At 68.4% G+C, this 25,842-nt stretch carries 23 protein-coding genes, 1 tRNA gene and 1 pseudogene; 12 read left to right on the top strand and 13 right to left on the bottom strand.

What is annotated here, in order from left to right; translation table 11 throughout:
• Positions 1 to 12: 12 nt before the first annotated feature.
• A complete protein-coding gene (locus F1599_RS12545; RefSeq protein WP_149316802.1) occupies positions 13 to 1,044 on the top strand; it encodes a serine/threonine protein kinase in 1,032 nt (343 codons plus the stop codon).
• An 87-nt stretch (positions 1,045 to 1,131) separates the two neighbouring features.
• Here F1599_RS12545 and F1599_RS12540 read toward each other — a convergent pair whose 3' ends face one another.
• Both F1599_RS12540 and F1599_RS12535 read right to left on the bottom strand, forming a co-directional pair.
• A complete protein-coding gene (locus F1599_RS12540; RefSeq protein WP_150083310.1) occupies positions 1,132 to 1,569 on the bottom strand; it encodes a universal stress protein in 438 nt (145 codons plus the stop codon).
• A 299-nt stretch (positions 1,570 to 1,868) separates the two neighbouring features.
• Positions 1,869 to 2,126, bottom strand: a complete 258-nt coding sequence (locus tag F1599_RS12535) for a hypothetical protein (protein ID WP_150083309.1) — start codon at positions 2,124 to 2,126, stop codon at positions 1,869 to 1,871.
• Positions 2,127 to 2,540: 414 nt separating this feature from the next.
• Here F1599_RS12535 and F1599_RS12530 point away from each other — a divergent pair, with 414 nt between their 5' ends.
• Positions 2,541 to 3,497 (top strand): helix-turn-helix transcriptional regulator, encoded by a 957-nt coding sequence (locus F1599_RS12530; protein WP_190286348.1) that lies wholly within the window; start codon positions 2,541 to 2,543, stop codon positions 3,495 to 3,497.
• 207 nt (positions 3,498 to 3,704) lie between these two features.
• Here the strand turns inward: F1599_RS12530 and F1599_RS12525 are convergent.
• From F1599_RS12525 to F1599_RS12505, 5 genes are all read right to left on the bottom strand, one after another.
• Positions 3,705 to 3,781, bottom strand: a tRNA-Met gene (locus tag F1599_RS12525).
• Positions 3,782 to 3,972: 191 nt separating this feature from the next.
• A complete protein-coding gene (locus tag F1599_RS12520) occupies positions 3,973 to 5,673 on the bottom strand; it encodes an MFS transporter (protein ID WP_149316806.1) in 1,701 nt (566 codons plus the stop codon).
• 417 nt (positions 5,674 to 6,090) lie between these two features.
• A complete protein-coding gene (locus tag F1599_RS12515) occupies positions 6,091 to 6,459 on the bottom strand; it encodes a DUF4212 domain-containing protein (protein ID WP_149316807.1) in 369 nt (122 codons plus the stop codon).
• The gene (locus tag F1599_RS12510; RefSeq protein WP_150083307.1) at positions 6,456 to 8,030 is read right to left on the bottom strand and encodes a sensor histidine kinase; all 1,575 of its coding nucleotides are present in this window, start codon (positions 8,028 to 8,030) and stop codon (positions 6,456 to 6,458) included. The genes F1599_RS12515 and F1599_RS12510 overlap by 4 nt, the downstream gene beginning before the upstream one ends.
• 88 nt (positions 8,031 to 8,118) lie before the next feature.
• Positions 8,119 to 8,811, bottom strand: a complete 693-nt coding sequence (locus F1599_RS12505; protein WP_149316809.1) for a response regulator — start codon at positions 8,809 to 8,811, stop codon at positions 8,119 to 8,121.
• A 436-nt stretch (positions 8,812 to 9,247) separates the two neighbouring features.
• Between F1599_RS12505 and recA the strand changes: the two genes are divergently transcribed.
• The 9 genes and pseudogenes from recA to F1599_RS12460 all read left to right on the top strand — a co-directional run bounded on the left by recA (position 9,248) and on the right by F1599_RS12460 (position 19,025).
• Positions 9,248 to 10,300 (top strand): recombinase RecA, encoded by a 1,053-nt coding sequence (recA, locus tag F1599_RS12500; RefSeq protein ID WP_149316810.1) that lies wholly within the window; start codon positions 9,248 to 9,250, stop codon positions 10,298 to 10,300.
• 147 nt (positions 10,301 to 10,447) lie between these two features.
• Entirely contained in the window at positions 10,448 to 10,915 is a 468-nt protein-coding gene (gene recX / locus F1599_RS12495) for a recombination regulator RecX (RefSeq protein WP_149316811.1), read from the top strand.
• 335 nt (positions 10,916 to 11,250) lie between these two features.
• Positions 11,251 to 11,931 carry a DUF2889 domain-containing protein gene (locus F1599_RS12490; RefSeq protein WP_149316812.1) on the top strand — a complete coding sequence of 227 codons (681 nt, stop codon included), beginning with the start codon at positions 11,251 to 11,253 and terminating at the stop codon, positions 11,929 to 11,931.
• 101 nt (positions 11,932 to 12,032) lie between these two features.
• Entirely contained in the window at positions 12,033 to 13,199 is a 1,167-nt protein-coding gene (sucC, locus tag F1599_RS12485; protein ID WP_149316813.1) for an ADP-forming succinate--CoA ligase subunit beta, read from the top strand.
• Between the two features lie 73 nt (positions 13,200 to 13,272).
• Entirely contained in the window at positions 13,273 to 14,154 is an 882-nt protein-coding gene (gene sucD / locus F1599_RS12480) for a succinate--CoA ligase subunit alpha (RefSeq protein ID WP_006576698.1), read from the top strand.
• Positions 14,155 to 14,461: 307 nt separating this feature from the next.
• Positions 14,462 to 15,157, top strand: a complete 696-nt coding sequence (locus F1599_RS12475; protein WP_150083306.1) for a TerC family protein — start codon at positions 14,462 to 14,464, stop codon at positions 15,155 to 15,157.
• A 138-nt stretch (positions 15,158 to 15,295) separates the two neighbouring features.
• Positions 15,296 to 15,793 (top strand): annotated as a pseudogene (locus F1599_RS26520) (pilin); the annotation flags it as partial.
• A 286-nt stretch (positions 15,794 to 16,079) separates the two neighbouring features.
• A complete protein-coding gene (locus tag F1599_RS12465; RefSeq protein WP_150083399.1) occupies positions 16,080 to 17,906 on the top strand; it encodes a PglL family O-oligosaccharyltransferase in 1,827 nt (608 codons plus the stop codon).
• A 189-nt stretch (positions 17,907 to 18,095) separates the two neighbouring features.
• Positions 18,096 to 19,025, top strand: coding sequence for a hypothetical protein (locus F1599_RS12460; RefSeq protein ID WP_149316816.1), 930 nt, complete (start codon positions 18,096 to 18,098; stop codon positions 19,023 to 19,025).
• A 144-nt stretch (positions 19,026 to 19,169) separates the two neighbouring features.
• Here F1599_RS12460 and moaC read toward each other — a convergent pair whose 3' ends face one another.
• Entirely contained in the window at positions 19,170 to 19,646 is a 477-nt protein-coding gene (gene moaC / locus F1599_RS12455; protein WP_150083305.1) for a cyclic pyranopterin monophosphate synthase MoaC, read from the bottom strand.
• A gap of 161 nt (positions 19,647 to 19,807) precedes the next feature.
• Between moaC and F1599_RS12450 the strand changes: the two genes are divergently transcribed.
• Positions 19,808 to 21,745: a beta-barrel assembly-enhancing protease gene (locus F1599_RS12450; protein ID WP_395895602.1), complete on the top strand. Its 1,938-nt coding sequence runs from the start codon at positions 19,808 to 19,810 to the stop codon at positions 21,743 to 21,745.
• 109 nt (positions 21,746 to 21,854) lie between these two features.
• Here the strand turns inward: F1599_RS12450 and F1599_RS12445 are convergent, their stop codons facing one another.
• The 5 genes from F1599_RS12445 to F1599_RS12425 form a co-directional block, all read right to left on the bottom strand.
• A complete protein-coding gene (locus F1599_RS12445; protein ID WP_150083304.1) occupies positions 21,855 to 22,499 on the bottom strand; it encodes a DUF2946 family protein in 645 nt (214 codons plus the stop codon).
• 158 nt (positions 22,500 to 22,657) lie between these two features.
• Positions 22,658 to 23,650 (bottom strand): YheT family hydrolase, encoded by a 993-nt coding sequence (locus tag F1599_RS12440; RefSeq protein ID WP_223819620.1) that lies wholly within the window; start codon positions 23,648 to 23,650, stop codon positions 22,658 to 22,660.
• Between the two features lie 118 nt (positions 23,651 to 23,768).
• The gene (locus F1599_RS12435; RefSeq protein ID WP_149316821.1) at positions 23,769 to 24,209 is read right to left on the bottom strand and encodes a YybH family protein; all 441 of its coding nucleotides are present in this window, start codon (positions 24,207 to 24,209) and stop codon (positions 23,769 to 23,771) included.
• Between the two features lie 196 nt (positions 24,210 to 24,405).
• Complete coding sequence (waaF, locus tag F1599_RS12430; RefSeq protein WP_149316822.1) at positions 24,406 to 25,428, bottom strand: lipopolysaccharide heptosyltransferase II; 1,023 nt, start codon at positions 25,426 to 25,428, stop codon at positions 24,406 to 24,408.
• A 184-nt stretch (positions 25,429 to 25,612) separates the two neighbouring features.
• On the bottom strand, positions 25,613 to 25,807 hold the full coding sequence (locus F1599_RS12425; RefSeq protein ID WP_150083303.1) for a zinc-finger domain-containing protein: 195 nt from the start codon (positions 25,805 to 25,807) through the stop codon (positions 25,613 to 25,615).
• Between the last annotated feature and the right edge of the window lie 35 nt (positions 25,808 to 25,842).

The following is a 25,842-nucleotide window of genomic DNA, read 5'->3' as shown; positions in this document are numbered from 1 at the left end:
TAGCGCTTAGCCATGGTGACGTCGCCCGATCCCGCCGCCTCGCCGGACATTCCGTTCGCGGGGCTGACACCCGACCTGATCCTCGATGCGCTCGAGGCGGCCGGCTTCATGCCGGACGGCCGGCTGCTGGCGCTGAACAGCTACGAGAATCGAGTCTGGCAGGTGGGCGTCGAGGACGGCGCGCCGATGGTGATGAAGTTCTACCGGCCGGGGCGCTGGAGCGATGCCGCCATCCTCGAGGAACATGCCTTCGTGCGGCAGCTTGCCGAGGCCGAGATCCCGGCCGTGCCGCCGCTCGATTGCGGCGGCAGTACGCTGCTGTCGCATGGCGGCTTCCGCTTCGCCGTGTTCCCGCGCTGTGGCGGCCGCGAGCCCGAGCTCAACCGGGCCGATACGCTGACCTGGCTTGGCCGTTTCATCGGCCGCATCCACGCCGTCGGCGCGACTCAGCCCTATGTCCACCGGCCCGCGCTCGATGTCGAGACCTTCGGCGTGGCGCCGCGCGACTGGCTGCTGGCACAGGATTGCATTCCCGCCGATCTGCGGCCGGCCTGGCAGGCCGCCGCCGATCTCGCCATCGAGGGCGTGCGGCGCTGCTACGAGCGCGCCGGCGACGTGGCGCTGCTGCGGCTGCATGGCGACTGCCATCGCGGCAATCTGCTGTGGATCGAAGCGGATCAGGCCCGCGGTGGCAGCACGGGTCCGCATTTCGTCGATTTCGACGACAGCCGGACCGGCCCGGCGGTACAGGATCTGTGGATGCTGCTGGAGGGCGACCGCGCCTCGATGCAGAGCCAGCTGGCCGATATCGTGGCCGGCTACGAGGATTTCGCCGAATTCTCGACGCGCGAGCTCCATCTGGTCGAGGCGTTGCGTACGCTGCGACTGCTGCACTACAGCGCCTGGCTGGCGAGCCGCTGGAACGATCCCGCGTTTCCGGCGGCGTTTCCGTGGTTCGGCACGGCGCGCTACTGGCAGGACCGCATCCTCGAATTGCGCGAGCAGATCGCGCTGATGGACGAGCCGCCGCTGTGGTCCAGCTGAACAGCTGACCGGGCAATTGTCCCGGGCGCCGCGGCAGCGCCCGGTCTTACTCCCACTTCTACCTTTGAATGGCCCCGCGTCGGGCCGTCAGGCCTTGTCCGGTGCCTTCACCAGGATGACCGGGCACGACGCGTGCGCCACCACGCGGCCCGCGACCGAGCCGAGCACCGCATCGAAGAACGATCCGCGGCCATGGGTGCCGATCACGATCGCATCGGCGTTCACCGATTTGGCCAGCGCCACGATCCGGTCCGGCGGAAAGCCGCTCAGCGCATGCTTTTCCACGCGCAGCTGCGCGGCGCCCAGGATGTCGCACACCGAGCGCATCGCCTTCTCGCTCTCTTCACGATGCCAGTCGTCGATCGCGTCCTTGCTGACGAAGGCGCGCACCTGTCCGGTGACCTCCGGGGCGACGTGCACCACATGCACGGTCACTTCGCCCTGCAGCAGCTTCCCTTCGACGATAAAGCGGGCGGCGGCGTCGCTGAAGGCGGAGCCGTCAGTGGCGAGCACGATATGGGTCATGGCGAGGGTTCTCCTATCACGGGCCTTGCAGGCGTTGTCGACGGCCAGGCGGTTCGGCGGCGCCTTGCCTGGCTGAATTCATGATGGCAGCTAGGCGGCGATCTCGCCATGATTCCGGTCAAAAACTCGGCACTTGGCCTACCTTCATGCCCGTCTCGGCACTTATTGCGACAGCAGCAGCCCCGTAAAGGTGACCAGCCAGCCACTGGCCAGGCAGGCGCCGATCCACGCCGCGACGATCAGTGCATTGTCTCGAAGGCTCATCGCTTGCTCCTTCATTCCTTCCTTCATCCCGTCCTTCATTCGCCGATCGGCGCCGGATAGTCGGCACGGGAGCGCGCGCCCTCGCTGAAGACGTCGTGCGTGCGGGCGCCCTCCGCGTAGACGTCGAAGGCGCGCGCGCCCTCGGTGAAGCGGTCCACCGCGCGGAAGGTATAGCCATAGTCGTCGCCGGCATGCGACCCGCGCACCGGCGCGGCGAACACGCTGTTCAGCGACAGCAGGGCGGTACCGGCGATGGCAGCGCTGAGAACCAGGCGGGCGGTCGTGATCTTCATGATTTTCTCCAGTTGTTGAATTTTTGAGAATCGTTTTGCTCGGGGATGTCGTGAGCCGATGGGAGAAGAATAGGCTCACCTCCCGGAGGCAACGCACGACCGCCTCGTATCAGTTATTCAAAGTTTTTAACAATGCGCATGCTTGTGCGGGCCCGGCGTGGGCGCTGCTCACTCCGCGTGCCGGCGCGCATCGCATAGGCTGTTGCTCGCACTTTCGATTCGGAGGGCCGAAGTGCGTGCCGGGAACCGTCGTTCCTTGTCCATTTCCTTCATTTCCGGACGCCCCGCTTGATAGGCTTCGCTCTCCCCACGCAGACCAACCTTTCATTGCGCTTTATGGCCCACCAGTTCGATTCGCAACTCGACGTTTCCATTCTTTCCGTCCTGCTTGACGACGGCGGTCCCCGGCGCTGGATGAGCACCCAGGACGTGGCACGCGGCCTGGCCGCCCTGGAGGTGGCCGAGCCGCCCGCCGAGGTGCTGCAGCAGCGGCTGGTGCTGCTGGTCGCCGACGGCTCGGCCGAGTGCCGCGCGGAAGGGCGCGGCCTGATGTGGCGCCGCGCCGAATGTGCCGGCAAGGTGCTGGCCAACGCCGATACCTGGCTCAGCGACGAAGAGGCGCTCGCCCTGCAGGTGCTGAAGCGGTTCGCCGGCCGCCAGATCACTTCGGTGATGGCGACCCTGCTGCGGCCGTTGTTCGATGCCGCCGAGTCGAAGCTGCGGCGGCGTGGCCGCGAAGGCTGCGCCGGCCGGATCGCCTGGCATCGCAAGCTGTCGGTGGTCGAACGCAGCTCGCCGCTGGTGCCGCCGCGGCTGCGCGAGACCGTGCTGCTGCCGGTACTGACCGCGGTATTCGAGGAGCGCAACCTGGAGGTCGTGTATCGGCCGCGCTTCGAGCCCGAGCGCAAGCGCGTGCTGATGCCGCTGGGCGTGGTCGAGAAGGCCGGCATGGTCTACCTGGTGGGCCTGGAAGACGAGGACCCCGCGCCCCAATGCCTGCGGCTGGACCGGGTCCATGCGGCGCACGCGCTGAAAGAGCGCTTCATTTACCCGGACCATTTCTCGCTGGCCGACTATGTGGAAGAGGCGGCCGAATTCGGCCTGCACGCGGACGGCAATATCAAGCTGGCGGTCCGCTTCGCCAAGGGCTGCGGCGATATCGTGCGCGATGCGCCGATCTCGCCCGATCAGACCGAGGAGATCGGCCCGGACGGTTCGCTGGTGGTCCGCTGCACGGTGGAGATGGCCGACTGGCTGGTGCGCTGGCTGCGCTCGTTCGGTCCGCAGGCCGAGGTGCTCGAGCCGGTCTCGCTGCGGCGCGCGCTGGCGCACGAGGTCAAGACGATGGCGCGGGCTTACTGCAGGAGCTGAGCGGGCTTGGGGAAGGGGGCGGGAAGGAGGGGCTGGGAAGGAGGGCTGGGAAGGGGGGCTGGGAAGGGGGCGATGGATCGGCTTCCGATCCGCCCCCGCGTCGCGGCGCCGGCACGGCGGCAAGCCGCGGCGCCACCAAACCCGTGGCGCAACTCCCGCGGCACCAAAACAAAAAGGGGCCAGCTTGCGCTGACCCCTTCGAAATACTGGTGGCGAATCAGGGACTCGAACCCCGGACCTGCGGATTATGATTCCGTCGCTCTAACCGACTGAGCTAATTCGCCGACGAAGACCGCCATTATACGGGCCGTTGGATCGCTGTCAACACTTTTGTACGGGCCCTTGCATTCGGTTCTGCCGGCCGCGGTGGCGGCGGATGCAGCTATCCCACAAAAAAACCGGCGGCCCTCCCGGACCGCCGGTTTCGTCTCCGTTTCGCCGCCGGCACGGGAGCCGGCGTGGCGCGATGCGGATATCAGTCGTTCGCGTAGATATCCACGTCCTTGGTCTCGCGGATGAACAGTGAGCCGATCACCAGCGTGATGCCGGCGATCACGATCGGGTACCACAGGCCGTAGTAGATGTTGCCGTTCTGCGCGACCAGGGCGAACGAGATGGTGGGCAGCATGCCGCCGAACCAGCCGTTGCCGATGTGGTAGGGCAGGGACATCGAGGTGTAGCGGATGCGGGTCGGGAACAGCTCGACCAGCATCGCGGCGATCGGACCGTAGACCATGGTCACGTAGATCACCAGGATCACCAGTATCACCAGCACCATCACCGTGTTCATCTCGGCGGGGTCGGCCTTGGTCGGGTAGCCGGCCGCGGACATCGCCCCGGCGACCTCCTTCTTGAAGGCGTCGATCCTGGCCTTGCTCTCCGGCTCGAAGCTATGGCCCTGCGGCACCAGCGACGCGTTGAAGGACTGGATCTCGCGATCGCCGATCTTGACGGTCGCGGTGGTCCCGGCCGGCGCCTCGACGACTTCGTAGCTGGCCGACGACTGCGCCAGCGTGCGCTTGGCGATGTCGCAGGAGCTGCGGAAGTCGATCTCGCGGGCGATCGGGCTGCCCTGGAACGAGCACTGCTTCGGATCGGCGGTGACGACGATCTGGGCCGACTGCTGAGCGCGCTCCAGCGCCGGGTTGGCGTAGTGCGTCAGCGCCTTGAACAGCGGGAAGTAGGTCAGCATCGCCAGCGCGCAGCCGGCCATGATGATCCACTTGCGGCCGATCTTGTCCGACAGCGCGCCGAAGAACACGAAGAACGGCGTGCCGATCACCAGCGCGCCGGCAATCAGCAGGTTGGCGGTCTTGGCGTCGACCTTCAGCACCTGCGTCAGGAAGAACAGCGCATAGAACTGGCCCGTGTACCAGACGACGGCCTGGCCGGCGGTCAGGCCCACCAGCGCCAGGATCACGATCTTCAGGTTGCGCCATTGCGCGAACGATTCGGTCAGCGGCGCCTTCGAGGTCTTGCCCTCCGACTTCATGCGCTGGAACGCCGGCGATTCCGCCATCGACAGCCGGATGTAGACCGAGACGCCGAGCAGCACGATCGACAGCAGGAACGGAATGCGCCAGCCCCAGACCTCGAAATCCGGGCCGGTCAGCTGACGGCACACCAGGATCACGATCAGCGACATGAACAGGCCCATCGTCGCGGTGGTCTGGATCCACGAGGTGTACGAACCGCGCTTGCCGTGCGGCGCGTGTTCGGCGACGTAGGTCGCCGCACCGCCGTACTCGCCGCCGAGCGCGAGGCCCTGCAGCATTCGCAACGCGATCAGGATGATCGGCGCGGCCCAGCCGATGGTGGCATAGCTGGGCAGCAGGCCGACGATGAAGGTCGACACGCCCATGATCAGGATCGTCACGAGGAACGTGTATTTACGTCCGATCATGTCGCCGAGGCGGCCGAACACCAGCGCCCCGAACGGCCGCACGATGAAGCCGGCGGCAAAGGCGAGCAGCGCGAAGATGAAGGCCGAGGTCGGATCCAGGCCGGCGAAGAACTGCTTGGCGATGATCGCCGCCAGCGAACCGTACAGATAAAAGTCGTACCACTCGAATACCGTGCCGAGCGACGACGCGATGATGACTTTCCTCTCCTCGGCCGTCATCGGGGTGTTCTGCGCGCTGCCTCCGGGCACCGCGACATTCGGGGCATTAGCCATTTTGTCTCCTCCTACTGTTCAGGGGTCCTTCGCACGGCCGCGCAAGGCAGGCGGACACGCCGCGTTCCGGCGCGGGCCGTCGAATGTGTGTGGATTCTGGGAGGCGAAACTTACGGCGTTCTGACAGCGGAGGGTGCGCGGGGGCCGATATTGCTCGGGGTATACGCTAGCGTCGCGCGGTGCGGGCACCCGCCTTTCGTGGGGGGGGAGCGATGCTGCGATGCGGGACGCTGCAGGTCCCGAGCACGCGGCGAGCAGTGTTGCAGGCGGTACTGCAGGCGGTACTGCAGGCGATGCTGCGGGGGTGCTGCGGGGGTGCTGGGGGGGTGCTGGGGGGCGCTGCGGGGCGGTGCGCAGGGGCGGTGCGCAGGGCGGCCGGCAGAACGGCCCGCAGGGCGACGAGCGCGTTCGCGGCGTTCAGCGGTGCCGTGCGGCATCGCCGTCGTCGGCGTGCCCGGCATCGTTGCTCGGCTCGTATCCCGACTGGTCTCTCGACTGGTCCCTCGGCTCGTCCGCCGGCTCGCCGATCTCGCGATCGGCCCGGTTCATGCGCCAGGCATAGGCGGCGGCCATCAGCACGTACAGGATCAGCAGCCCTTGCGCGCCGGCCCAGAACGAGAAGGGCCAGCCGAAGAAGTCGAAGCGCAGCTCGCGCGCGAACCAGCTGACGCCGAACGTGCCGGCAAACCACAGTGCGAGCAGCACCGCGGTCCAGCGCAGGTTGGTGCGCCAGGCGGCTGCGGCGCGCTGCTGGCGGGCAAGGCGTACCGGATCGGGCGCGTTCATGCCGCCTCCGCGGACGCCGGACGGCGCAGCGTCACGCGCAGCCGCGCACCGGCCAGGCGCGGCTGCTGCTGGTAGACGTGGTCCTCGATGGCGACGTCGCCGCCATGCTGCTGCACGATCTCGCGCACGATCGCCAGCCCCAGGCCGCTGCCCTCGGTGCTGGTGCCCAGCACGCGATAGAAGCGCTCCATCACGCGCGGCCGCTCGGCCGGCGGAATGCCCGGCCCGGTGTCCTCCACGTCCAGATAGGCGAACGGTTCGAACGGATCGGCGCTGACGCGAACGGTCGCGTGGCCTCCCGGCGGCGTGTAGCGGATCGCGTTATCGAGCAGGTTGTTCAGCATCTCGGTCAGCATCAGGCGGTTGCCCTGGACCATCACCGGATGGTCGGACGCATCGAGGCCCAGGTCGATGCGCTTGGCCCAGGCCTGCGGCAGCCAGTCCTTGACCACCTCGCGCGCCAGCGCGGCCAGGTCCAGCGGCGCCATGTTGCCGCTGCCGGCGAAGTTCTCCATGCGCGCCAGCGACAGCAGCTGCGTGACCAGATGCGCGGTGCGCTGCGAGCTGCCGGCGATCTGCGCCAGCGACTTGCGCAGTTCCTCGGGCGACTGCTCGCGCTGGGCCAGTTCGGCCTGCATGCGCAGCCCGGCCAGCGGCGTCTTCATCTGGTGCGCGGCATCGGCGATGAAGCGCTTCTGCGTCTGCACCGATTGATCGAGCCGCTCGAGCAGTTCGTTGAACGAGGCCACCAGCGGCGTGATTTCCTGCGGCGCGGCCTGTTCGTCGATCGGACTGGTGTCGCCCGGATTGCGCGCGCGAATGCGCTGCTGGATCGCGGTCAGCGGCGCCAGCCCGCGCGACAGGCCGAACCACACCAGCAGCACCGCCAGCGGCAGGATCACGAACTGCGGCAGGATCACGCCCTTGATGATCTCGTTGGCCAGGCGCGCGCGCTTGTCCAGCGTCTCGGCGACCTGCACCAGCACCGGATGGCCGCCGGGCACCGCCGGCATCTCGACATAGGTATACGCCACGCGCACGTCGTTGCCGGCCACCTGGTCGTCGCGCAGCGACACCAGCCCGGCGTGGCCGCGGTCTTCCTCGACGGGCAGCGGCAAATCGCGATCGCCCGCCACCAGCTCGCCGCGCGTGCCGACCACCTGGTAGTAGACCGCGTCGGTCTCGTCGGCGCGCAGGATCTCCCGCGCGGACAGCGGCAGCTGCAGCGTCACGCCGCCATTGACCTCGCGCACCTGCTGCGACAGCACGATCGCGCTCGATTCCAGTGCGCGGTCGTAGGGGCCGTTGGCGATCGACTTGGCGACCAGGTAGGTCACCGCGATGCTCAGCGGCCACAGCAGCAGCAGCGGCGCCAGCATCCAGTCGAGGATCTCGCCGAACAGCGAGCGCGGCGACGCGTGCCCGGCGTCGTCCTCCAGATGGGGCAGGGCGTCGGCCAGCATCTCGTCGCTGACCTCGTCCTCGGCGGTGGCCGCCGCGGCGGCGCGGCGGCGGCGCGTGTCGCCGAGCGCCGGCGACGGGCGTTTCCAGGGCAGGCGCAGCGGATACATGCGAAGGGCGTGGGAGATAGGGGCGGAGGGCGGAGGCGCGCCGGGCAGGTTCGAAGGGAAAGCCCGGGCGCCGCTGCGGTCGGTGGGATCAGGAATGCGCCGCGGCCGGGGCCGGCTGGAATTTCTCCAGGCAATAGCCGAGGCCGCGCACGGTGGCGATGCGGATGCCGCCGACCTCGATCTTCTTGCGCAGCCGGTGCACGTAGACCTCGATCGCGTTGTTGCTGACTTCCTCGCCCCATTCGCACAGGTGGTCGACCAGCTGCTCCTTCGACACCAGCCGCCCCGAGCGCGTCAGCAGGATCTCGAGCAGGCCCACCTCGCGCGCGGACAGGTCCAGCATCTGGTCGTTCAGATAGGCGATGCGGCCGACCTGGTCGAATGCGAGCGGACCGTGCCGCATCAGCGTGGCGCCGCCGCCGGTGCCGCGCCGTACCAGCGCGCGCACGCGCGCCTCCAGTTCCGACAGCGCGAAGGGCTTGGCCATGTAGTCGTCGGCGCCCAGGTCCAGGCCCTTGACCCGCTCGTCGACGCTGTCGGCGGCGGTCAGGATCAGCACCGGCACCATCGCGCCGCGGGCGCGCAGCCGCTTCAGGACTTCGAGCCCCGGCATGCGGGGCAGCCCCAGATCGAGAATGACCAGGTCGTAGGCCTGCGTGGACAGCGCCGAATCGGCTTCCATGCCGTTGGCCACATGATCGACCGCATAGCCGGAATGGCGCAGGGAACGGGTCAGGCCGTCGGCCAGCACGTCGTCGTCTTCGGCAATCAGAATGCGCATGGTGGTCTCCCCTGGCTTGGCAGGCGGGCGCCGGCCCGCGCGGGCCGCCCTGTTTCCCCTGTCCTCCCGATCGTCATGCGCACTATGGGATGAAATGGGGCTTGCCAAGCATACTGTTTTTTTATACAGTACCCGCTGATTCCAGGCGAGCGCATGGGGCTGGATCGCAACCGGGGCCACGCGTCACAGAGGGCGCCGGTCAGCCGGGCGGTGCCGTGGTCCAACCCGGCTGCATTTTTGAGCCGATGCTGATTCACGGCTGCCATGCTCCGCCTCTAGAATGCGTTGCCGCAGCGCGCTCCGACGATGCAGACGCCGGGGTGGCGCGGGTCGGGCGCGTGGGTCTGCGTAACGAGGTGCCGCACAATATCGGCATCGAATAGCAGGCGGCGCGCCGCATGCGGCCTATTTATACACCATTGACGGAAGGACGACCATGGATGACGGCAAGAAGGCAGCTGGCGTGAGCGCCGAGAAGCAGAAGGCGCTGGCCGCCGCGCTGGCCCAGATCGAGAAGCAGTTCGGCAAGGGCTCGATCATGCGGATGGGCGACGGCGAGGTCGAGCAGGACATCCAGGTGGTGTCGACCGGCTCGCTGGGCCTGGACATCGCGCTGGGCGTCGGCGGCCTGCCGCGCGGCCGGGTCGTCGAGATCTACGGCCCGGAATCGTCGGGCAAGACCACGCTGACGCTGCAGGTGGTCGCCGAGATGCAGAAGCTGGGCGGCACCTGCGCGTTCATCGACGCGGAGCATGCGCTGGACGTCAATTACGCCAGCAAGCTGGGCGTCAGCGTCAGCGATCTGCTGATCTCGCAGCCGGACACCGGCGAGCAGGCGCTCGAAATCACCGACGCGCTGGTGCGCTCGGGCTCGGTCGACCTGATCGTGATCGACTCGGTGGCGGCGCTGGTGCCCCGGGCCGAAATCGAAGGCGAGATGGGCGACGCGCTGCCGGGCCTGCAGGCCCGCCTGATGAGCCAGGCGCTGCGCAAGCTGACCGGCACCATCAAGCGCACCAATTGCCTGGTGATCTTCATCAACCAGATCCGCATGAAGATCGGCGTGATGTTCGGCTCGCCGGAAACCACGACCGGCGGCAATGCGCTGAAGTTCTACGCCTCGGTCCGCCTCGACATCCGCCGCATCGGCTCGATCAAGAAGGGCGACGACGTGATCGGCAACGAGACCAAGGTCAAGGTGGTCAAGAACAAGGTGTCGCCGCCGTTCCGCGAGGCCTTCTTCGACATCCTGTACGGCCAGGGCATCTCGCGCCAGGGCGAAATCATCGACCTCGGCGTGGACGCCAAGATCGTCGAGAAGTCGGGTGCCTGGTACAGCTACAACGGCGAGAAGATCGGCCAGGGCAAGGACAATGCGCGCGAATTCCTGCGCGAGAATCCCGATATCGCCGACGAAATCGAGAACAAGGTCCGCGCCGCCCTCGGCGTGGTGCCGATGAACGGTACGCCGGCGCTGGCGGCAGAGTAAGCCGGGTTTGCGGCGCTGTGGGTCCGGCTCCGCCGGGCCTGCAAGCGCCGCGTTCGCTCGCCCTCCACCCCTTTCGCCCAGCGGGAGAGGGCGTCCCGTCCCGGCTGCCGTCCTTGCCCCGCCGCTCCGCCGTTCCCTCCCAACCCCATGCCTCGTCCTCCGCTGTCCCTGAAAGCGCGCGCGGTCGGCTATCTGTCGCGCCGCGAGCATAGCCGCGCGGAACTGGCGCGCAAGCTGGCGCCGCATGCCGAGTCGCCGGAGGAACTGGAGCGCCTGCTCGATACGCTGGAGCGCGAGAACTGGCTGTCCAATGCCCGCTTTGCCGAGAGCCTGGTGCACCGGCGCGCCAGCCGCTATGGCGCTTCCCGCGTCATGCAGGAGGCCCGCACTCACCAGCTCGACGGCGAGCAGCTGGCCGACCTGCAGCAGCAGTTGCGTGCCACCGAGCTCGAGCGGGCGCGCGAGGTCTGGCGCAAGCGCTTCGGCGTCGCGCCGGCCACGCCGGAGGAGAAGGCCAAACAGCTGCGCTTCCTGACCGCGCGCGGCTTCTCCCAGGCGGCGATCAGCCGGGTGATCCGCGATGCCGAGCGGCCGCCGGACGAGGAGGGCGAGTGAAAGACCGATGGAACGGCGTGCCGGAGCGGCAGGCGTGCAGGATGTGATGCGGCCGCCGCGGTAGTCCGACGCGGCAGTCCGACGCGTTAGTCCGGCGCGTCAGTCCGACGCGGTAGTGCGACGCCGTAGTCCGCCGCCGTAGTCCGCCCGGTCAGTCCGATCATCCGCGCCGACAATCGGGCTCGACATTGCGCACATCCGGGTATTCCCGGCCAATGCGGTCCGGCATGTTAAACTCCACGAGTTTTCCGCAAGCGCGGCGCGAATTCGTGCGCCCGCAGCAAATCGTCTTCAGGCCGGTTCCGCCGCGCCTTCCCTTGTCACAGCCTGGTGCCATGCCGCTTTCCGCCCCCGTCAATCGCGCCCTGCGTCATCGTCGCGCCATCACGGCCGAGGCGTATCTCCGCGAAGACGGCCTGTGGGACATCGAGGCCCGGCTCACCGACACCAAGCCCCGCGACATTCCGCTCGCCGGCGGCGGCGTCCGTCCGATCGGCCAGCCGCTGCACGACCTGTGGCTGCGCGTGACCATCGACCTGCGCATGAACGTGGTCGACGCCGAGGCCTGCTCCGACTGGGTTCCCTATCCCGGCCACTGCGACACCATCGGCCCGGCCTACCGCCAGCTGATCGGCCTGAACCTGATGAAGGGCTTCCGCAAGGCCGTGCGCGAGCGCCTGGGCGGGGTGGCCGGCTGCACCCATCTGACCGAACTGGCCGGGATCCTGCCGACGACGGCAATCCAGGCCTTTGCTGGCGACGTCTTCAAGATTCGCGACGGCGCCAGCGACGACAGCAATCCCGAACCGCCCTACCAGCTGCATGGCTGCCATGCGCTGCACTTCGAAGGGGAGGTGGTTCGCCAGTTTTATCCGCGCTGGTACGGACACCAGCCGAAACCGAGAGCCCGGGCCGATGCGCCGCCGGCCTCGCCGCCGCAGTCACCGCAGGCCCCGCAGGCGATTGCCGACGACGACGGCGGCGCCCCGCACCGGTCCACCGGAACCTCCGGGTGAGGTTCCGGGATCCCCACGAGATCTCGACCTCTCCCGCTTCATCACCACGCTTTACTACCCGGCTTTTCTACCCATTTACGCCTACCCGAAAGGAAACACGCATGAATATCCATGAGTACCAAGGCAAGGAAATCCTGCGCAAATACAATGTGCCGGTTCCCCGCGGTATCCCCGCATTCTCGGTCGAAGAAGCGCTGAAGGCGGCCGAACAGCTTGGCGGCCCGGTGTGGGTCGTCAAGGCGCAGATTCACGCCGGCGGCCGCGGCAAGGGTGGCGGCGTCAAGGTGGCCAAGAGCCTGGACGAGGTCAAGACCTACGCCAGCAACATCCTGGGCATGCAGCTGGTCACGCACCAGACCGGTCCGGAAGGCAAGAAGGTCAACCGCCTGCTGATCGAAGAAGGCGCTGACATCAAGAAGGAACTGTACGTCAGCCTGGTGGTGGACCGCGTGTCGCAGAAGGTCGCGCTGATGGCCTCGAGCGAAGGCGGCATGGACATCGAGGAAGTCGCCGCGCAGACCCCCGAGAAGATCCACACGCTGATCATCGAGCCGTCGATCGGCCTGACCGACAAGGACGCCGACGACATCGCCCGCAAGATCGGCGTGCCCGACGCCAGCCTGTCGCAAGCCCGCCAGGCGCTGCAGGGCCTGTACAAGGCGTTCTGGGACACCGACGCCTCGCTGGCCGAAATCAACCCGATGATCCTGACCGGCGACGGCAAGGTGATCGCGCTCGACGCCAAGTTCAACTTCGACTCGAACGCGCTGTTCCGCCACCCGGAAATCGTCGCCTACCGCGACCTGGACGAAGAAGATCCGGCTGAAATCGAAGCCTCGAAGTTCGACTTGGCCTACATCTCGCTCGACGGCAATATCGGCTGCCTGGTCAACGGCGCCGGCCTGGCGATGGCCACCATGGACACCATCAAGCTGTTCGGCGGCGAGCCGGCCAACTTCCTCGACGTGGGCGGCGGCGCCACCACCGAGAAGGTGACCGAGGCCTTCAAGCTGATGCTGAAGAACCCGAACGTGCAGGCCATCCTGGTCAACATCTTCGGCGGCATCATGCGCTGCGACGTGATCGCCGAAGGCGTGATCTCGGCCTCGAAGGCGGTGCAGCTCGGCGTGCCGCTGGTGGTCCGCATGAAGGGCACCAACGAAGACCTCGGCAAGAAGATGCTGGCCGAGTCGGGCCTGCCGATCATCTCCGCCGACACCATGGAAGAAGCGGCCCAGAAGGTGGTGGCCGCGGCCGCAGGCAAGTAAGCCAGACGCGAAACCGAAAGCGAGCGGCGTGGCGCCGGGCGCCCGCCGCGACAGCCAAGCAAAGGATTACAGCATGTCGATTCTGATCAACAAAGACACCAAGGTCATCACCCAAGGTATTACCGGCAAGACTGGCCAGTTCCACACCCGTGGCTGCCGCGACTACGCCAACGGCAAGAACGCCTTCGTCGCCGGCGTGAACCCGAAGAAGGCCGGCGAGGACTTCGAGGGCATTCCCATCTACGCGAGCGTCAAGGAAGCCAAGCAGCAGACCGGCGCCACCGTGTCGGTGATCTACGTCCCGCCCGCAGGCGCCGCCGCCGCGATCTGGGAAGCCGTGGACGCCGACCTGGACCTGGTGGTCTGCATCACCGAAGGCATCCCCGTGCGCGACATGATGGAAGTCAAGGACCGCATGCGCCGCGAAAACAAGAAGACGCTGCTGCTCGGACCGAACTGCCCGGGCCTGATCACGCCCGACGAAATCAAGATCGGCATCATGCCGGGCCACATCCACAAGAAGGGCCGCATCGGCGTGGTGTCGCGCTCGGGCACGCTGACCTATGAAGCCGTGGGCCAGCTGACCGCACTGGGCCTGGGCCAGTCGTCGGCCGTCGGCATCGGTGGCGACCCGATCAACGGTCTGAAGCACATCGACGTGATGAAGATGTTCAACGACGATCCGGATACGGATGCGGTCGTGATGATCGGCGAGATCGGCGGTCCGGACGAGGCCAATGCCGCCTACTGGATCAAGGACAACATGAAGAAGCCGGTGGTTGGCTTCATCGCCGGCGTGACGGCGCCTCCGGGCAAGCGCATGGGCCACGCCGGCGCGCTGATCTCGGGCGGTGCCGACACGGCGCAGGCCAAGCTGGAGATCATGGAGTCCTGCGGTATCAAGGTCACCAAGAACCCGTCGGAAATGGGCCGTCTGCTGAAGTCGATCCTGTAATACGGGTCGGGGCCGGCCTTGCCGGTCCATCGGCCGGGGCCGCGGTCCGCCGCGGCTCCCCTGCAATGCCCTCGCTCCACGCGAGGGCATTGTCGTTTTGGCGCCACTGGAACGACAAATAGATCATTCTCTGATGTATCTGCCGGTTTGTTGAAATCAAAACGAAAGGTTTCTGCGGTACATCTCAATGTCTTGGGCGTCAGACATCCGAAAGGCCGCAATCGCGGACGGGCAAGTCCCGTTGCTGGCTGGGCCCTGACACCCCGTCTTCATTCCAATTCCAATATCGACTTCGAGGAGCCACGCAGTGGAATTGCTGTCGTCCACCACGTTCTGGATCGCACTGGGATCCATCATCCTGACCAATATCGTGCTGTCCGGCGACAACGCCGTCGTGATCGCGCTGGCCTCGCGCAACCTGCCGCCGGCGCAGCAGAAGCGCGCGATCTTCTGGGGCAGCGCCGCCGCGATCATCATGCGCGTGGTGCTGACCGTCGCCGCGGTCAAGCTGCTGAGCCTGCCGTACCTGAAGATCATCGGCGCGATCCTGCTGGTCTATATCGGCGTGCAGCTGCTGACCGGCGATGACGACGAGGAAGGCCACGACGCCAAGGACAACATCTGGGCCGCGATCCGCACGATCCTGATCGCCGACCTGGTGATGTCGCTCGACAACGTGGTGGCGGTCGCCGCCGCCGCGCAGAAGGGCCCCGAGGGCAGCCAGCTGCTGCTGCTGGTGATCGGCCTGGGCCTGTCGATTCCGCTGATCGTGTTCGGCAGCACGCTGCTGCTGAAGGTGATGGAACGCTTCCCGGTGATCATCGTGGCCGGCGCCGCGCTGCTCGGCTATCTGGCCGGCGAGATGCTGGTCAGCGATCCGGTCGACGCCGCCTGGTTCGAGGTGCACGTGCCCCACGCCCACCTGGTGTTCGGCGCCATCGGCGCGATCCTGGTGGTGGTGATCGGCAAGCTGATGCAGAAGCGCGGCGCGCAGACCGCCTGACGCCCCGCCCGGCGCGCTTGCCCTCTTGCGGGCAGGTGCGGCCATGCGAACCGAGCCCGGCACGCGCCAGCGTTGCCGGGCTTTTTCATGGACGCTGCCGCCGGTCCCAGGGCAAGGCTTCGATGCCAAATTTTGTGAATGGACGGCGAAACGCGGTCCGCCCGCTCGATACTGTCGGCCGTCCAATCGTTCGGGAGCCGCTCCATGCCAGTCGCCGCACGCTTGCCGCGGGGCCGCCGCGCTGATCACGCCCATCATGCCCATCATGCCCATGGGGCCCCTCGAACTCATCGAACCCATCGCGCCTTCACGCTGATCGAGCTGATGGTGGTGGTCGCCATCATCGGCATCCTGGCCGCCATCGCGGTGCCGCAATATCGGGACGATACAATTCGGGCCAGGCTGTCGAGCGTGCTGACCGCGGCCGCGCCTTTGAAGATGGCGGTCAGCCTGTGCGCGCAGGAAGCGGGCGGCGTGCTGGACGATTGCAATGACGACAACGCGGCCGCCGCGATTCCGCCGTTCGCGCGGAGCCGCGAGATCGCGCAGGCGACCGTCAGCGGTCCGGGCGTGATCACGCTGACGCTGTCCGCCAGCGGGCTCGGCGCCGGGGTCGACGGCAGGGACATCGTGCTGCGGCCATCGGTCAACGCGACCTCGGTCAGCTGGGAGATCACCACCACGATCGAGAACGCGGTCGCCAGGCAGTATGTCCTCAGGAACAGCCAGTCGCCCGCCGATACATCGCAGGCGAGGGCGGAGTCGGGTAGCCGGGCCGGTGTCATGACGGACGACGCCAGCCACGCCGGACTGCGCAAGGATCATCTCGGCGACACGCCCATGGGCGTGTCGCCTTCGTCGGGAATCGAATGTGAATTTGCGCAGGAACGTTGCGCTGGATTGGGCGTGCCCGCTGTTGGCGATGGCCGTCGCGTTGCCGCCGCTGGTCTCCAAACACACCTTGCCGCTGGCCACCTTTTACGGCGAGTGGGCGTCGGCATTGGCCTTCGTCGTGCTGGTGCTGTGGTGCGCGACGCTGCGCGCCGCCGATGGGGCCGCCCGCAGTGCCGCTACCGGTGCCGCCGCTGGTGCCACCGCTGGTGCCCCCGTTGGTGCCGCCACCCCCGCCGGCGTTCCGTTCGTGACCGCGTTCTGCCTGTGGCTGATCGCCCTGGGCACGGGCGCCACGCTGGCCGGTCAGCCCGACGTGACCGGCAGCCGCAGCCTGACGCTGGCCGCGCTGCTGCTCGCCACCGGCGCGATCTGGGCTGGCCATCGCTATCGCCGCGCGCTCGACGCCGACGTGGTGCTGACCGCGTTCGCGACGGCGTGGCTGGCGGCAGGGCTGTTCGGCACGCTCGCCCAATGGGTGCAACTGTTCCGGCTCGAGGGCGACAGCTTCGGGCTGGTGTCCGATTACTTCTACGACGCCAATCGCCGGCTATGGGGCAATCTGAACCAGCCCAACCACCAGGCGACCGTGCATGGCCTGGCGCTGGCGGCGTCGGTGTGGCTCGCCTCGCGCGGCAAGCTGCGCGCGCTGCCGTGGCTGGTCGCGGTGGCGCTGGTCGAAAGCGGTGTCGTGCTGTCCGGCTCGCGCACTGGCGTGCTGCACGTGGGGCTGGCCGCCTGCTATGCGCTGGTCGCGGCCTGGCTGGCGCGCTCCGCGCAGGACGTGGCGCCGGCGTCAGCGCGCTGGTCCCTGCGCGCCCCCGCCGGCCTTGTGTTTGCGGCGGCGGCGCTGGTGGCCATGCTGATGCTGCTGCAGCCTGCGATCAAGGCGGCGGGGCAGGCGTTCGGCTGGTCGCTGTTCGACACCATGGCGCAACTGCAGGCCGGCGACCAGATTTCCGCGCGCGGCGCGCTGTGGGCGCATGCCTGGGCGATGTTCGTCGCGCATCCGTGGTTCGGCGTCGGCTGGGGCGAATTCGGCTGGGCACAGTTCGAGCAACTGGCGCGCCTGGGCATCACCGTCGAGATGTCGCTGCACGCGCATAACGCCGTGCTGGACCTGCTGGCCAAGACCGGGATCGTCGGCACCGCCGGCGTCGCGCTGTTTCTGGCGGCCTGGCTATGGCGGGTGGTGCGCGCGAGGCTGTGGCGTGCCGATACGGCGGAACGCGCCCGCACGGCGGCGGCGCTGACGTGGCTGGCGATGCTGTGCGTGCATTCGATGCTCGAATATCCGCTGCACTACCTGTATTTCCTGCTGCCGTTCTGTTTCCTGCTGGGCTGGCTCGAGCCCGCCGCGCTGGCGGTCACGCGCATGCCGCGCGCGCTGGCCACGATGGGGCCCGCGGTGGTCGGCGTGGCCGCGGCCCTGGTGCTCGCGACGATGTGGCAGGACTACCGCCGCGTCGAAGCGCGCGAGTACGCCAGCCCGGCGCGGGTCGACACCTTGCCCGCGCCGAATCTGTGGTTTGGCCAGCACGCGGAGGCGCACCGGGCCGAGCTCGCGCCGCTGACCGCCGACGGCGCCGATGCGTGGCTGCCGCCGCATATCGCCGCGATCCACCTGTTGCCCACCCCGACGATGATCGCGCGCGGCGCCTGGCTGTTGGCGCTCAATGGCGAGCCGGAGCAGGGCCGGGAATGGCTCGAGCGGCTGCGCTACTACTATCGCGGCGACGAGGCCGCCCAGTTCGCCCGCGTCGCCGGCTATTGCGAGGGCGTCGACGCTGCCAGGCGGCCGCGCGAATTCTGCGAGTGGGTCCAGCGCCGCCGGGCCGCCACACCGATACCACGGTAGGGCGGTAGTCCGAAGGAGGAATGCCGCGCTGCCGCAAGCCGTGCGCGGCTTCGTTTCCGGAGAAGCGCCGCGCCGAGGCATTTCATCCGTCGGCACGATTTGTCACGCCAGTTCCGGCCCATAGACTCGCCCGGTGCCTGTGTCACACGGGAGAGACGAATGCGGACTGGCAAGCGAAGGATCCTGACGGTGGCTGTGCTGGGACTGGTGGCCATCATCACCACCGAGGTGCTGGCGCGCGCCGGCCTCGGCCTGGGCGATCCGCCGCTCTATCAGACCGATCCGGAAATCGAGTACCTGCTCAAGCCCAACCAGCGCGTGAAGCGCTTCGGCCATCGCTATGTGGTCAACCGCTACGGCATGCGCTCGGACGATTTCGAGCCGAAGAAAGGCGCGCCCGGGGAGCGGCGCGTGCTGGTGTTCGGCGATTCCGTCGTCAACGGCGGCGCGCAGGTCGACCAGGGGCGCCTTGCCACCGAGCAATTGCGGGTACGGCTGGGCCGGACCAGCCAGGTGGCGACCGTGGGCAATGTGGCGGCATTCAGCTGGGGGCCGGGCAACTGGCTCGCCTACGCGCGGCGCTTCGGTTTTCTCGACGCCGATACCGCGATCATCGTCGTCAACGGCGCCGATTATGGCGATGTGCCGACCTTCGCGCCGCTGCGGCCGGATACCCATCCCTCGCAACCGCCGCTGTCGGCGCTGGTGGAGGGCGCCACCCGTTATCTGCCCGCCTATCTCGGGCTGGATCAGTCGTCCGGACCGGCGCGCGAATCGACCGATGCCGATCGCGCCGCCTCGCTGCGTGACCTGGCCGAACTGATCGTGATGGCCAGGAGGGCCGGCGTGCAGGTCCGGCTGGTACAGCACTACGAGCGCGACGAACTGGATGGCGCCGGCCTGCCGGCCGGCCTGCAGGCCTTCTCCCGGCTGTGCGAGGAATACGAGGTGCCGGTCGTGAGCATGCGCGACGCCGAGCGCCGCGCACGCGATGTGGCCTATCTCGATGACATCCACCTGAGCCCGGAAGGACAGGACCTGCTCACCGACGCGCTGCTGGCGGCCGCCAATCTGCCCGCCGGGGGCCGGCACGTCGCTGCGTTCGGTCTGCGCCACTAGCGGGGCGGCGGGGGCTGCGGGGAAGCGGGGAAGCAGGGAAGCAGGGAAGCAGGGAAGCAGGGAAGCAGGGAAGCAGGGAAGCGGGGCCGCCCGGCGTGCTGCCTGGGCTTGATTGCCCCTCTTGCGGGCCTCGGCGTGCCGCTCTTACTGCGCCACCCAATCCCCCGACTTGCCGCCATGCTTCTCCAGCAGGCGGATGCCGCCCATCACCATGCCGCGGTCGGCGGCCTTGCACATGTCGTAGATCGTCAGCAGCGCGACCTGCACGCCGGTCAGCGCTTCCATCTCGACGCCGGTCTGGCCGCGCGTCTCGGCGCGCACGGTGCAGTGCACGGAACTGCCCGCCTCGTCCAGCGCGAATTCGAGCGCGACCTTGGTCAGCGCCAGCGGATGGCAAAGCGGAATCAGGTCGGCGGTGCGCTTGGTGGCCATGATGCCGGCGATGCGAGCGATGCCGAGCACGTCGCCCTTCTTCGCGGTGCCGTCGCGCACCAGCGCGAAGGTCTCCGGCGCCATCGTGATGGTGCCGGTGGCGATCGCCACGCGGTGGGTGGCGTCCTTGGCGCCGACATCCACCATATGCGCCTGGCCGGCGGTATCGAAGTGAGTGAGCTTGCTCATGATTGGCGTCGCAGGGTTGGCGTCGAACGGTTGGGGTCGAACGTTTGGGACCGAAGCGGGAGGGGATCGAAGGAAATCGCAGGAAATCCGGAAAGCAGGACGGCAGAGCAGGGGTGCCCGCCGGGCGCGGAACGGTCGCGCCAGGCCGCTATCATAGCAACATGCTGATTTTCCGCCCCGTCGCCCGGCGCGCTTCGCTCGCCGATCTTCGCGCCGATTCCCGTGCCGATCCCGGTACCGATCCCGGAGCCGATTTCGGTGCTGATCTCCGTGCCGATTTCGGTGCCGATCTCGAAGCCAATCTCGGAGCCGATCTCGAAGCCGATCTCGGTGCCGATCGCCGTGCCGATGCCCGTGCCGCCGGACGTTCACGCTCGGCGCCCGCATCGCGCCATGCCGGGCCCCGCCTTGCCGTGCTGCGTCGCCCGCTGGCGGCGCTGCTGATGCTGGCGCTGGCCACGCCGGCCTGGCCCCAGGCCGCATCGGCGCCGGCGGGCAAGGCGGTGCCGACGATCGCGCCGCCGTTGCTGGGCTTGCCGGGCGACGCCAGCGATCAGGTCTACGACAACCTGAACCGCAGCGTGAAGGCTGGGCAGAAGTCCGACTTCGGCCTGCGCAGCGGCAACCCGGTGGTCGAGAGCAACGGCATCCAGCTGCCCGACATGGGCGACCCGTCGACCGCGGCGCTGTCGCCCGACATGGAGAAGCGGCTGGGCGACCGCATCATGCGCGACATCCGCCGCGATCCGCAGTACGTCACCGATGCGCTGCTGGCCGATTATCTGAACGCGCTCGGCTACAAGCTGATCCAGGCCGCGCGCCGCCAGAACCTTGCAGGCACCACCGGCGGCGGCACCTTCGCCACCGGCTTCGAACTGTTTGCCGTACGCGATCGGACCATCAACGCGTTCGCGCTGCCCGGCGGCTATATCGGCGTGCACACCGGCCTGCTGGTGCAGTCGGACACCGAGTCGGAACTGGCGTCGGTGATCGGCCACGAGATCGGCCACGTCACGCAGCGGCATATCGCGCGCGGCATCACCAGCCAGGATCAATCGATGTGGATCGCGCTGGCGTCGATGGTGCTGGCCGGGCTGGCCGCGACCCGCAGCCCCGACGCCGCGGCCGCGCTGGCGATGGGCGGGCAGGGCGCGGCGCTGGCCAACCAGCTGTCGTTCTCGCGCGGCGCCGAGCGCGAGGCCGACCGCGTCGGCTTCCAGATCCTGTCGGCGGCGGGCTTCGATCCGCAGGGCATGCCGGACTTCTTCCGCCGGCTGCAGCGCGTCACCGGCATCTCGGAAAGCTCGGTGCCGTCCTATGTGCGCACCCACCCGCTGACCTCCGAGCGGATCGCCGACATGCAGGACCGCGCCAGCCATCTGCCGGCGCGCAAGGTCGGCAGCACGCCCGAATACGAATTCGCGCGGGTGCGCGCGCGCATCCTGCAGGAAGCCAATCCCACCGATATCCAGAACGCGCGCGCCGCGCTGCAGGCCCAGTTGTCCAGCGCATCGCCGATGCGGCAGCCGGCGATCTACTACGGCATTGCGTTTGCCGAGCAGCGGCTGGGCCGGCTGGTGCAGGCGGAGCAGGCGCTGGCCGAGGCGCGCCGGCTGTACGGCAATATTCCCGGGGCGTCATCGGGCAGCCCGATGCTCGACGTGATGGCGATCGAGCTGGCGCGCGCGCAAGGCCGGGTGCCGGACGCGGTCCGCCAGGCGCTGGCCTCGATGAAGACCTTCCCGCTGTCGCACGCGGTCGCGCTGTCGTATGCGGAGACGCTGCTGGGAGCCGGCCGTGCCGACGAGCTGGTGACGTTCCTGCGTTCGCGCACCCGCGAGGAGAGCGCGCGCGCGGAATGGTGGGAGTTGCTGGCGCGCGCCTACGCGGCGCAGGGCAAGCGCGTGCAGCAGCATCAGGCGCTGGCCGAGAAGTACGCGCGCGACGGCGCCTATCAGGCCGCGATCGAACAGCTGCAGATCGCGCGCAAGGCCGGCGACGGCGACTTCTATACGCTGTCCGAGGTCGATGCCCGGCTGCACCAGCTCGAGCGGCAGTATCGGGAAGAGCGGCAGGACAACAAGGGCATGCCGAACTGAGCCGCAGTCGCAGTCGCAGTCGCAGTCGCAGTCGCAGCCAAAGCCGAAGCCAAAGCCAAAGCGGAAGCCGCAGCGGCCCCCGCCGCCGCCGCGCGCGCCATCCCGCGCGTCAGCGGGACGGCGGTTCCTGGGCCCGCTGCTGCGGTGCCGGCTGCGGCCGCGGCTGCCGCACGAAGCCGAAGCGCCGGGGCACCTCGGCCTCGGCAATCGGCTCGATCGGCAGATCGCGGCCGTCGAAGTGAAAGACGCCAAGGTCCGTGCCGCAGGCCTCGCCGTGCCAGTCGCAACTGCTGCTGAACGCGTCGAGATCGTGGTCATGCAGCAGCGCGGCATGAAGCGCGTTCCTGCCCTCGTTCCTGCCCGCGTTCCCGCCCTCATTCCCGCCCTCGATCTCGCCCACCAGCACCACGTTGCCGTGCTCGTCGGCATGGCAGGACCGCGGCGTGAAGGCCCGCTGCGAGGTGGTGTGGAACTGTCCCTGGTGGAGCCGCACTACCCAGGGCGCATAGGCAAGCTCGACGAACACGCGTTGCGGCCCGTTCTGGAAGAACCAGGCGCCATGCTCGTCGCACACGTAGTTGCGTTCGATAAAGGCCACCAGCGCGGGATGCCGCAGCGGATCGCCGGACAGCCCATGCTGCTGCGCGTATTCGTTGCGGATGCGCCATTGCCCGCGCCGGTCCAGCGCGAGCCAGCCATAGCAGTAGGGGACATTGGGCCAGCGGGCCATCGCCTGCTTGACGATTTCGTCCATGCTCGTCTCCTGTTGAACTCCTTGCCTGCGCGGCTTGCGGCCTCGTTGCAGTACGCCCGCCCGTAGCAGGCCGACAGAAGGGCCGCACCAGGCCCGCAGCAGGCCTGCACCAGGCCCGCTATACGCCGCAATACACTACGTTCCCAGCGTAGACCCTGTCAGCCCAGGCTATCGAAGAACCGCAGCACCCGTGCCGGCAGCCAGTCGGTATGGCCGCCGCCCGGCAGCAGCGACGACAGCGGCAGATGGCGCCGCCAGTCGCGCGGCGGCGCCAGGAAGCCGACGTGCCCGCCATGCTCGGGCTGGTCCAGCAGCACCTGCCCGCTGACGTCACGCGCGCCCGGCAGATAGTGCGCCGGCAGGAAGGGATCGTTGCGCGCGTTCAGCACCAGCGTCGGCACCGCGATATGGCGCAGCACCGGCTTGCTGGCGGCGCGCGCCCAGTAGTCGTCGGTATCGCGAAAGCCGTGCAGCGGGGCCGTGACCACGTTGTCGAAGGCATAGAGGTCGCGGCTGGCCAGCAGCGCGGCGCGGTCGAACAGGCCAGGGTACTGGGCCAGCTTGTCCAGCGACTTGCGCTTGAGCGTCTGCAGGAACATCTGCGTATAGACGCGGTTGAAGCCGCGCGACAGCGCCGCGCCGCCGCCCGCCAGATCGAGCGGCGCCGACACCGAGGCGGCGCCGGCGAGGAAACCGGCGCTCGACTGCGCCTCGCCCAGGTAGCGCAGCAGCGCGTTGCCGCCCAGCGAGATGCCGAGCGCATACAGCCGCCGGCCATCGGCCGCATGCCGCTCGCGCAGCCGCCGCAGCACCCAGTCGATCTCGACGTAGTCGCCGGAATGATAGAAGCGCGGCGCCAGATTCAGCTCGCCGGAGCAGCCGCGGAAATGCGGGATCACGCCCTGCCAGCCGCGCTCGCGCAGCGCCGCCATCATCGACTGCGCGTAGTGGCTGGTCGAGTTGCCCTCCAGCCCGTGGAACAGCACCAGCAGCGGCGTGCCGGGCGCGACCGGGTGCGTGGTCCAGTCCAGGTCGATGAAGTCGCCGTCGGGGGTGTCCCAGCGTTCGCGGCGAAAGCTCACGCGCGGCCGGCGCGTCAGCCTTGCCGGGATGATGGTCTGGCTATGGCCGTCGCGCAGCCACCATGGCATGCGCGCGTGGGCGTCGAAACCGTGCGGGTCGGCCAGCGGCGAGGGCGGATGCCGGAGCAGGTCGGCGGGGCGGGACATGACGGCGGGTGGTCGGATGCCGGGCGTTTCCCCGGCCGGTTCAGTGCAGGGCCTGCTTGGCCGTCGCGGTCGAGATCGTGACCTGCGCGGCGTTGGCCGGGCTGCAATGGATATGTGCCAGGCGCCAGCCCTCGTGGTTCTGCAGCAGCACGTAGGTGGTGTGCACGTACAGGTCGGCCTCGACGCGGTCGGTGGCGAAGCGCAGCGCCTCGGTGACGTCGAAGATGGAGACGCCCAGCGTCGAATGGCTGCTGCTTTCCAGCACGTCGATCAGCACCGGCTGGCGGTCCAGCAGCTGCAGGAAGGCCTGGCGCAGATGATCGTGGCCGATCAGCCGCTGGCCGTCGGGCATCACGCAGGTGATCGAATCCTCGTCCAGCCACAGCTTCAGCGCGCCTTCGGCATCGCGCAGCTTCAATGCCTCGCGAAAGGCTTCCAGGATGTCTTCGGCGGAATCGAACAGGCGGGCGAAGCGAGGCATGGCGGGATCGGTCGGTGGGCCCCGCCGGCAGGCCGGGCCATGAATCGAAGCCGTCCCGGTCGCCGGTGTCTGGCGGTGTGGGCGGGGACGGCCATCGCGGGTCAGTCAACGGCGCGCCGGACGCGCCTGGCGGCGCCGGGTCGGCGCACGCGGTTCAGCTATTCGCAGTTCAGCTATTCAGTCAGCGGTGGTTCCATCAGGGCCGGTGCAGCAGCTTGCGCAGTTCCACGAAGACCATTTCCGGCTCGATCTCCCGCAAGCAGCGCAGATGGCCGAGCGGACATTCGCGCTGGAAACACGGGCTGCACTCGAGCTGGAGCCACATGATACTCGCTGCCTGTGACAGCGGGGGCGTATGGCGCGGATCGCTGGAGCCGAATACCGCGACCTGCGGCCGGTTCAGCGCGGCGGTCACGTGCATCAGGCCGGAGTCGTTGCAGACCGCCGCCTCGGACAGTGCCAGCAGGTCGACCGCGTCGTCCAGCGAGGTCTGGCCGCACAGATTGCGCACGAAGGGCGCGCCGGCGCAGATCTCGGCGGCGATCTCGCCGTCCTTGGCCGAGCCCAGCGTCACGATCTGCGCGTACGGGTACGAGCGGCGCAGCATCTGCGCCAGCTCGGCGAAATGCGCGGCGGGCCAGCGCTTGGCCGGGCCGTATTCGGCGCCCGGGCAGAAGGCGATCAGCCGGGTCTGCGGCGCGATGTCGAAGCGCTCGGCGGTCTTGACCACGCGCGCCGGATCGACGCGCAGCCGCGGCTCGGGCAGGCCCTCGGGCAGCCGCGCGCCGGGTTTGAGCGCCAGCCGCGCATAGTGCTCGACCATCGGCGGACGCTTGTCCTTCGGCGGATTGGCGTGGCGGATGTTGAGCAGGCCGAAGCGCGCCTCGCCGCGATAGCCGACCCGCAGCGGAATGCCGGCCAGCCACGGGATCAGCGCGGACTTCAGCGAGTTGGGCAGCACGTAGGCGACGTCGTAGCCTTCGTTCTTCAGCTGCTGGGCGAACATCAGCCGCGCCGACAGCTGCAGCTTGCCGTGCGCCAGGTCGCTGGGAAACACGCGCCCGATCTCGGGCATGCGCGCGAGGACGGGCGCGACCCATTTCGGCGCGAGCGCATCGATGGCCAGACGCGGATGGCGTTGCTTGAGCAGCGCGAACAGCGGCTGCGCCATCAGGGCGTCGCCGATCCAGTTGGGCGCGATGACGAGGGCTTTGTTCATAAGCAAGGCGCCGCCGTGCCGCCCGGGAGGTGACCGGGGCGGCAGAGCGGCGAGAGCGAAACGGGGCGTTCGGCGCCGGCGGGCGAAGCGGCCCCTGCCGGTAAGGCGGCCGGGGCCGGCGCTGGTTGCGGCGCGGGCGCGGCCACGCCAGCGTGGCCGCGCGCGGGAACGGACGAGCGGGCGATCAGTGGTGGCCCTTGAGCACGGTGCCCGGCTTGAGCTGGTAGACGGTGCCGCAGTACGGGCACTTGGCCTGGCCGGTGTTCGCCACATCGAGGAACACGCGCGGATGGTAGTTCCAGGTCGGCGTATTGGGCGTGGGACAGTGCAGCGGAAGGTCTTCGGCGCCGATTTCGACGACGTTTGCGGTTTGCGTCATGGTGTTGCGGGGTCAGTCTTGTCAGGGGAGGGTTC

This window comes from Cupriavidus cauae (genome assembly GCF_008632125.1).
Classification (GTDB): Bacteria; Pseudomonadota; Gammaproteobacteria; order Burkholderiales; family Burkholderiaceae; genus Cupriavidus; species Cupriavidus cauae.
Note: the sequence above shows the minus strand (reverse complement) of the source record. Positions and strands in the feature narration are given on the sequence as shown.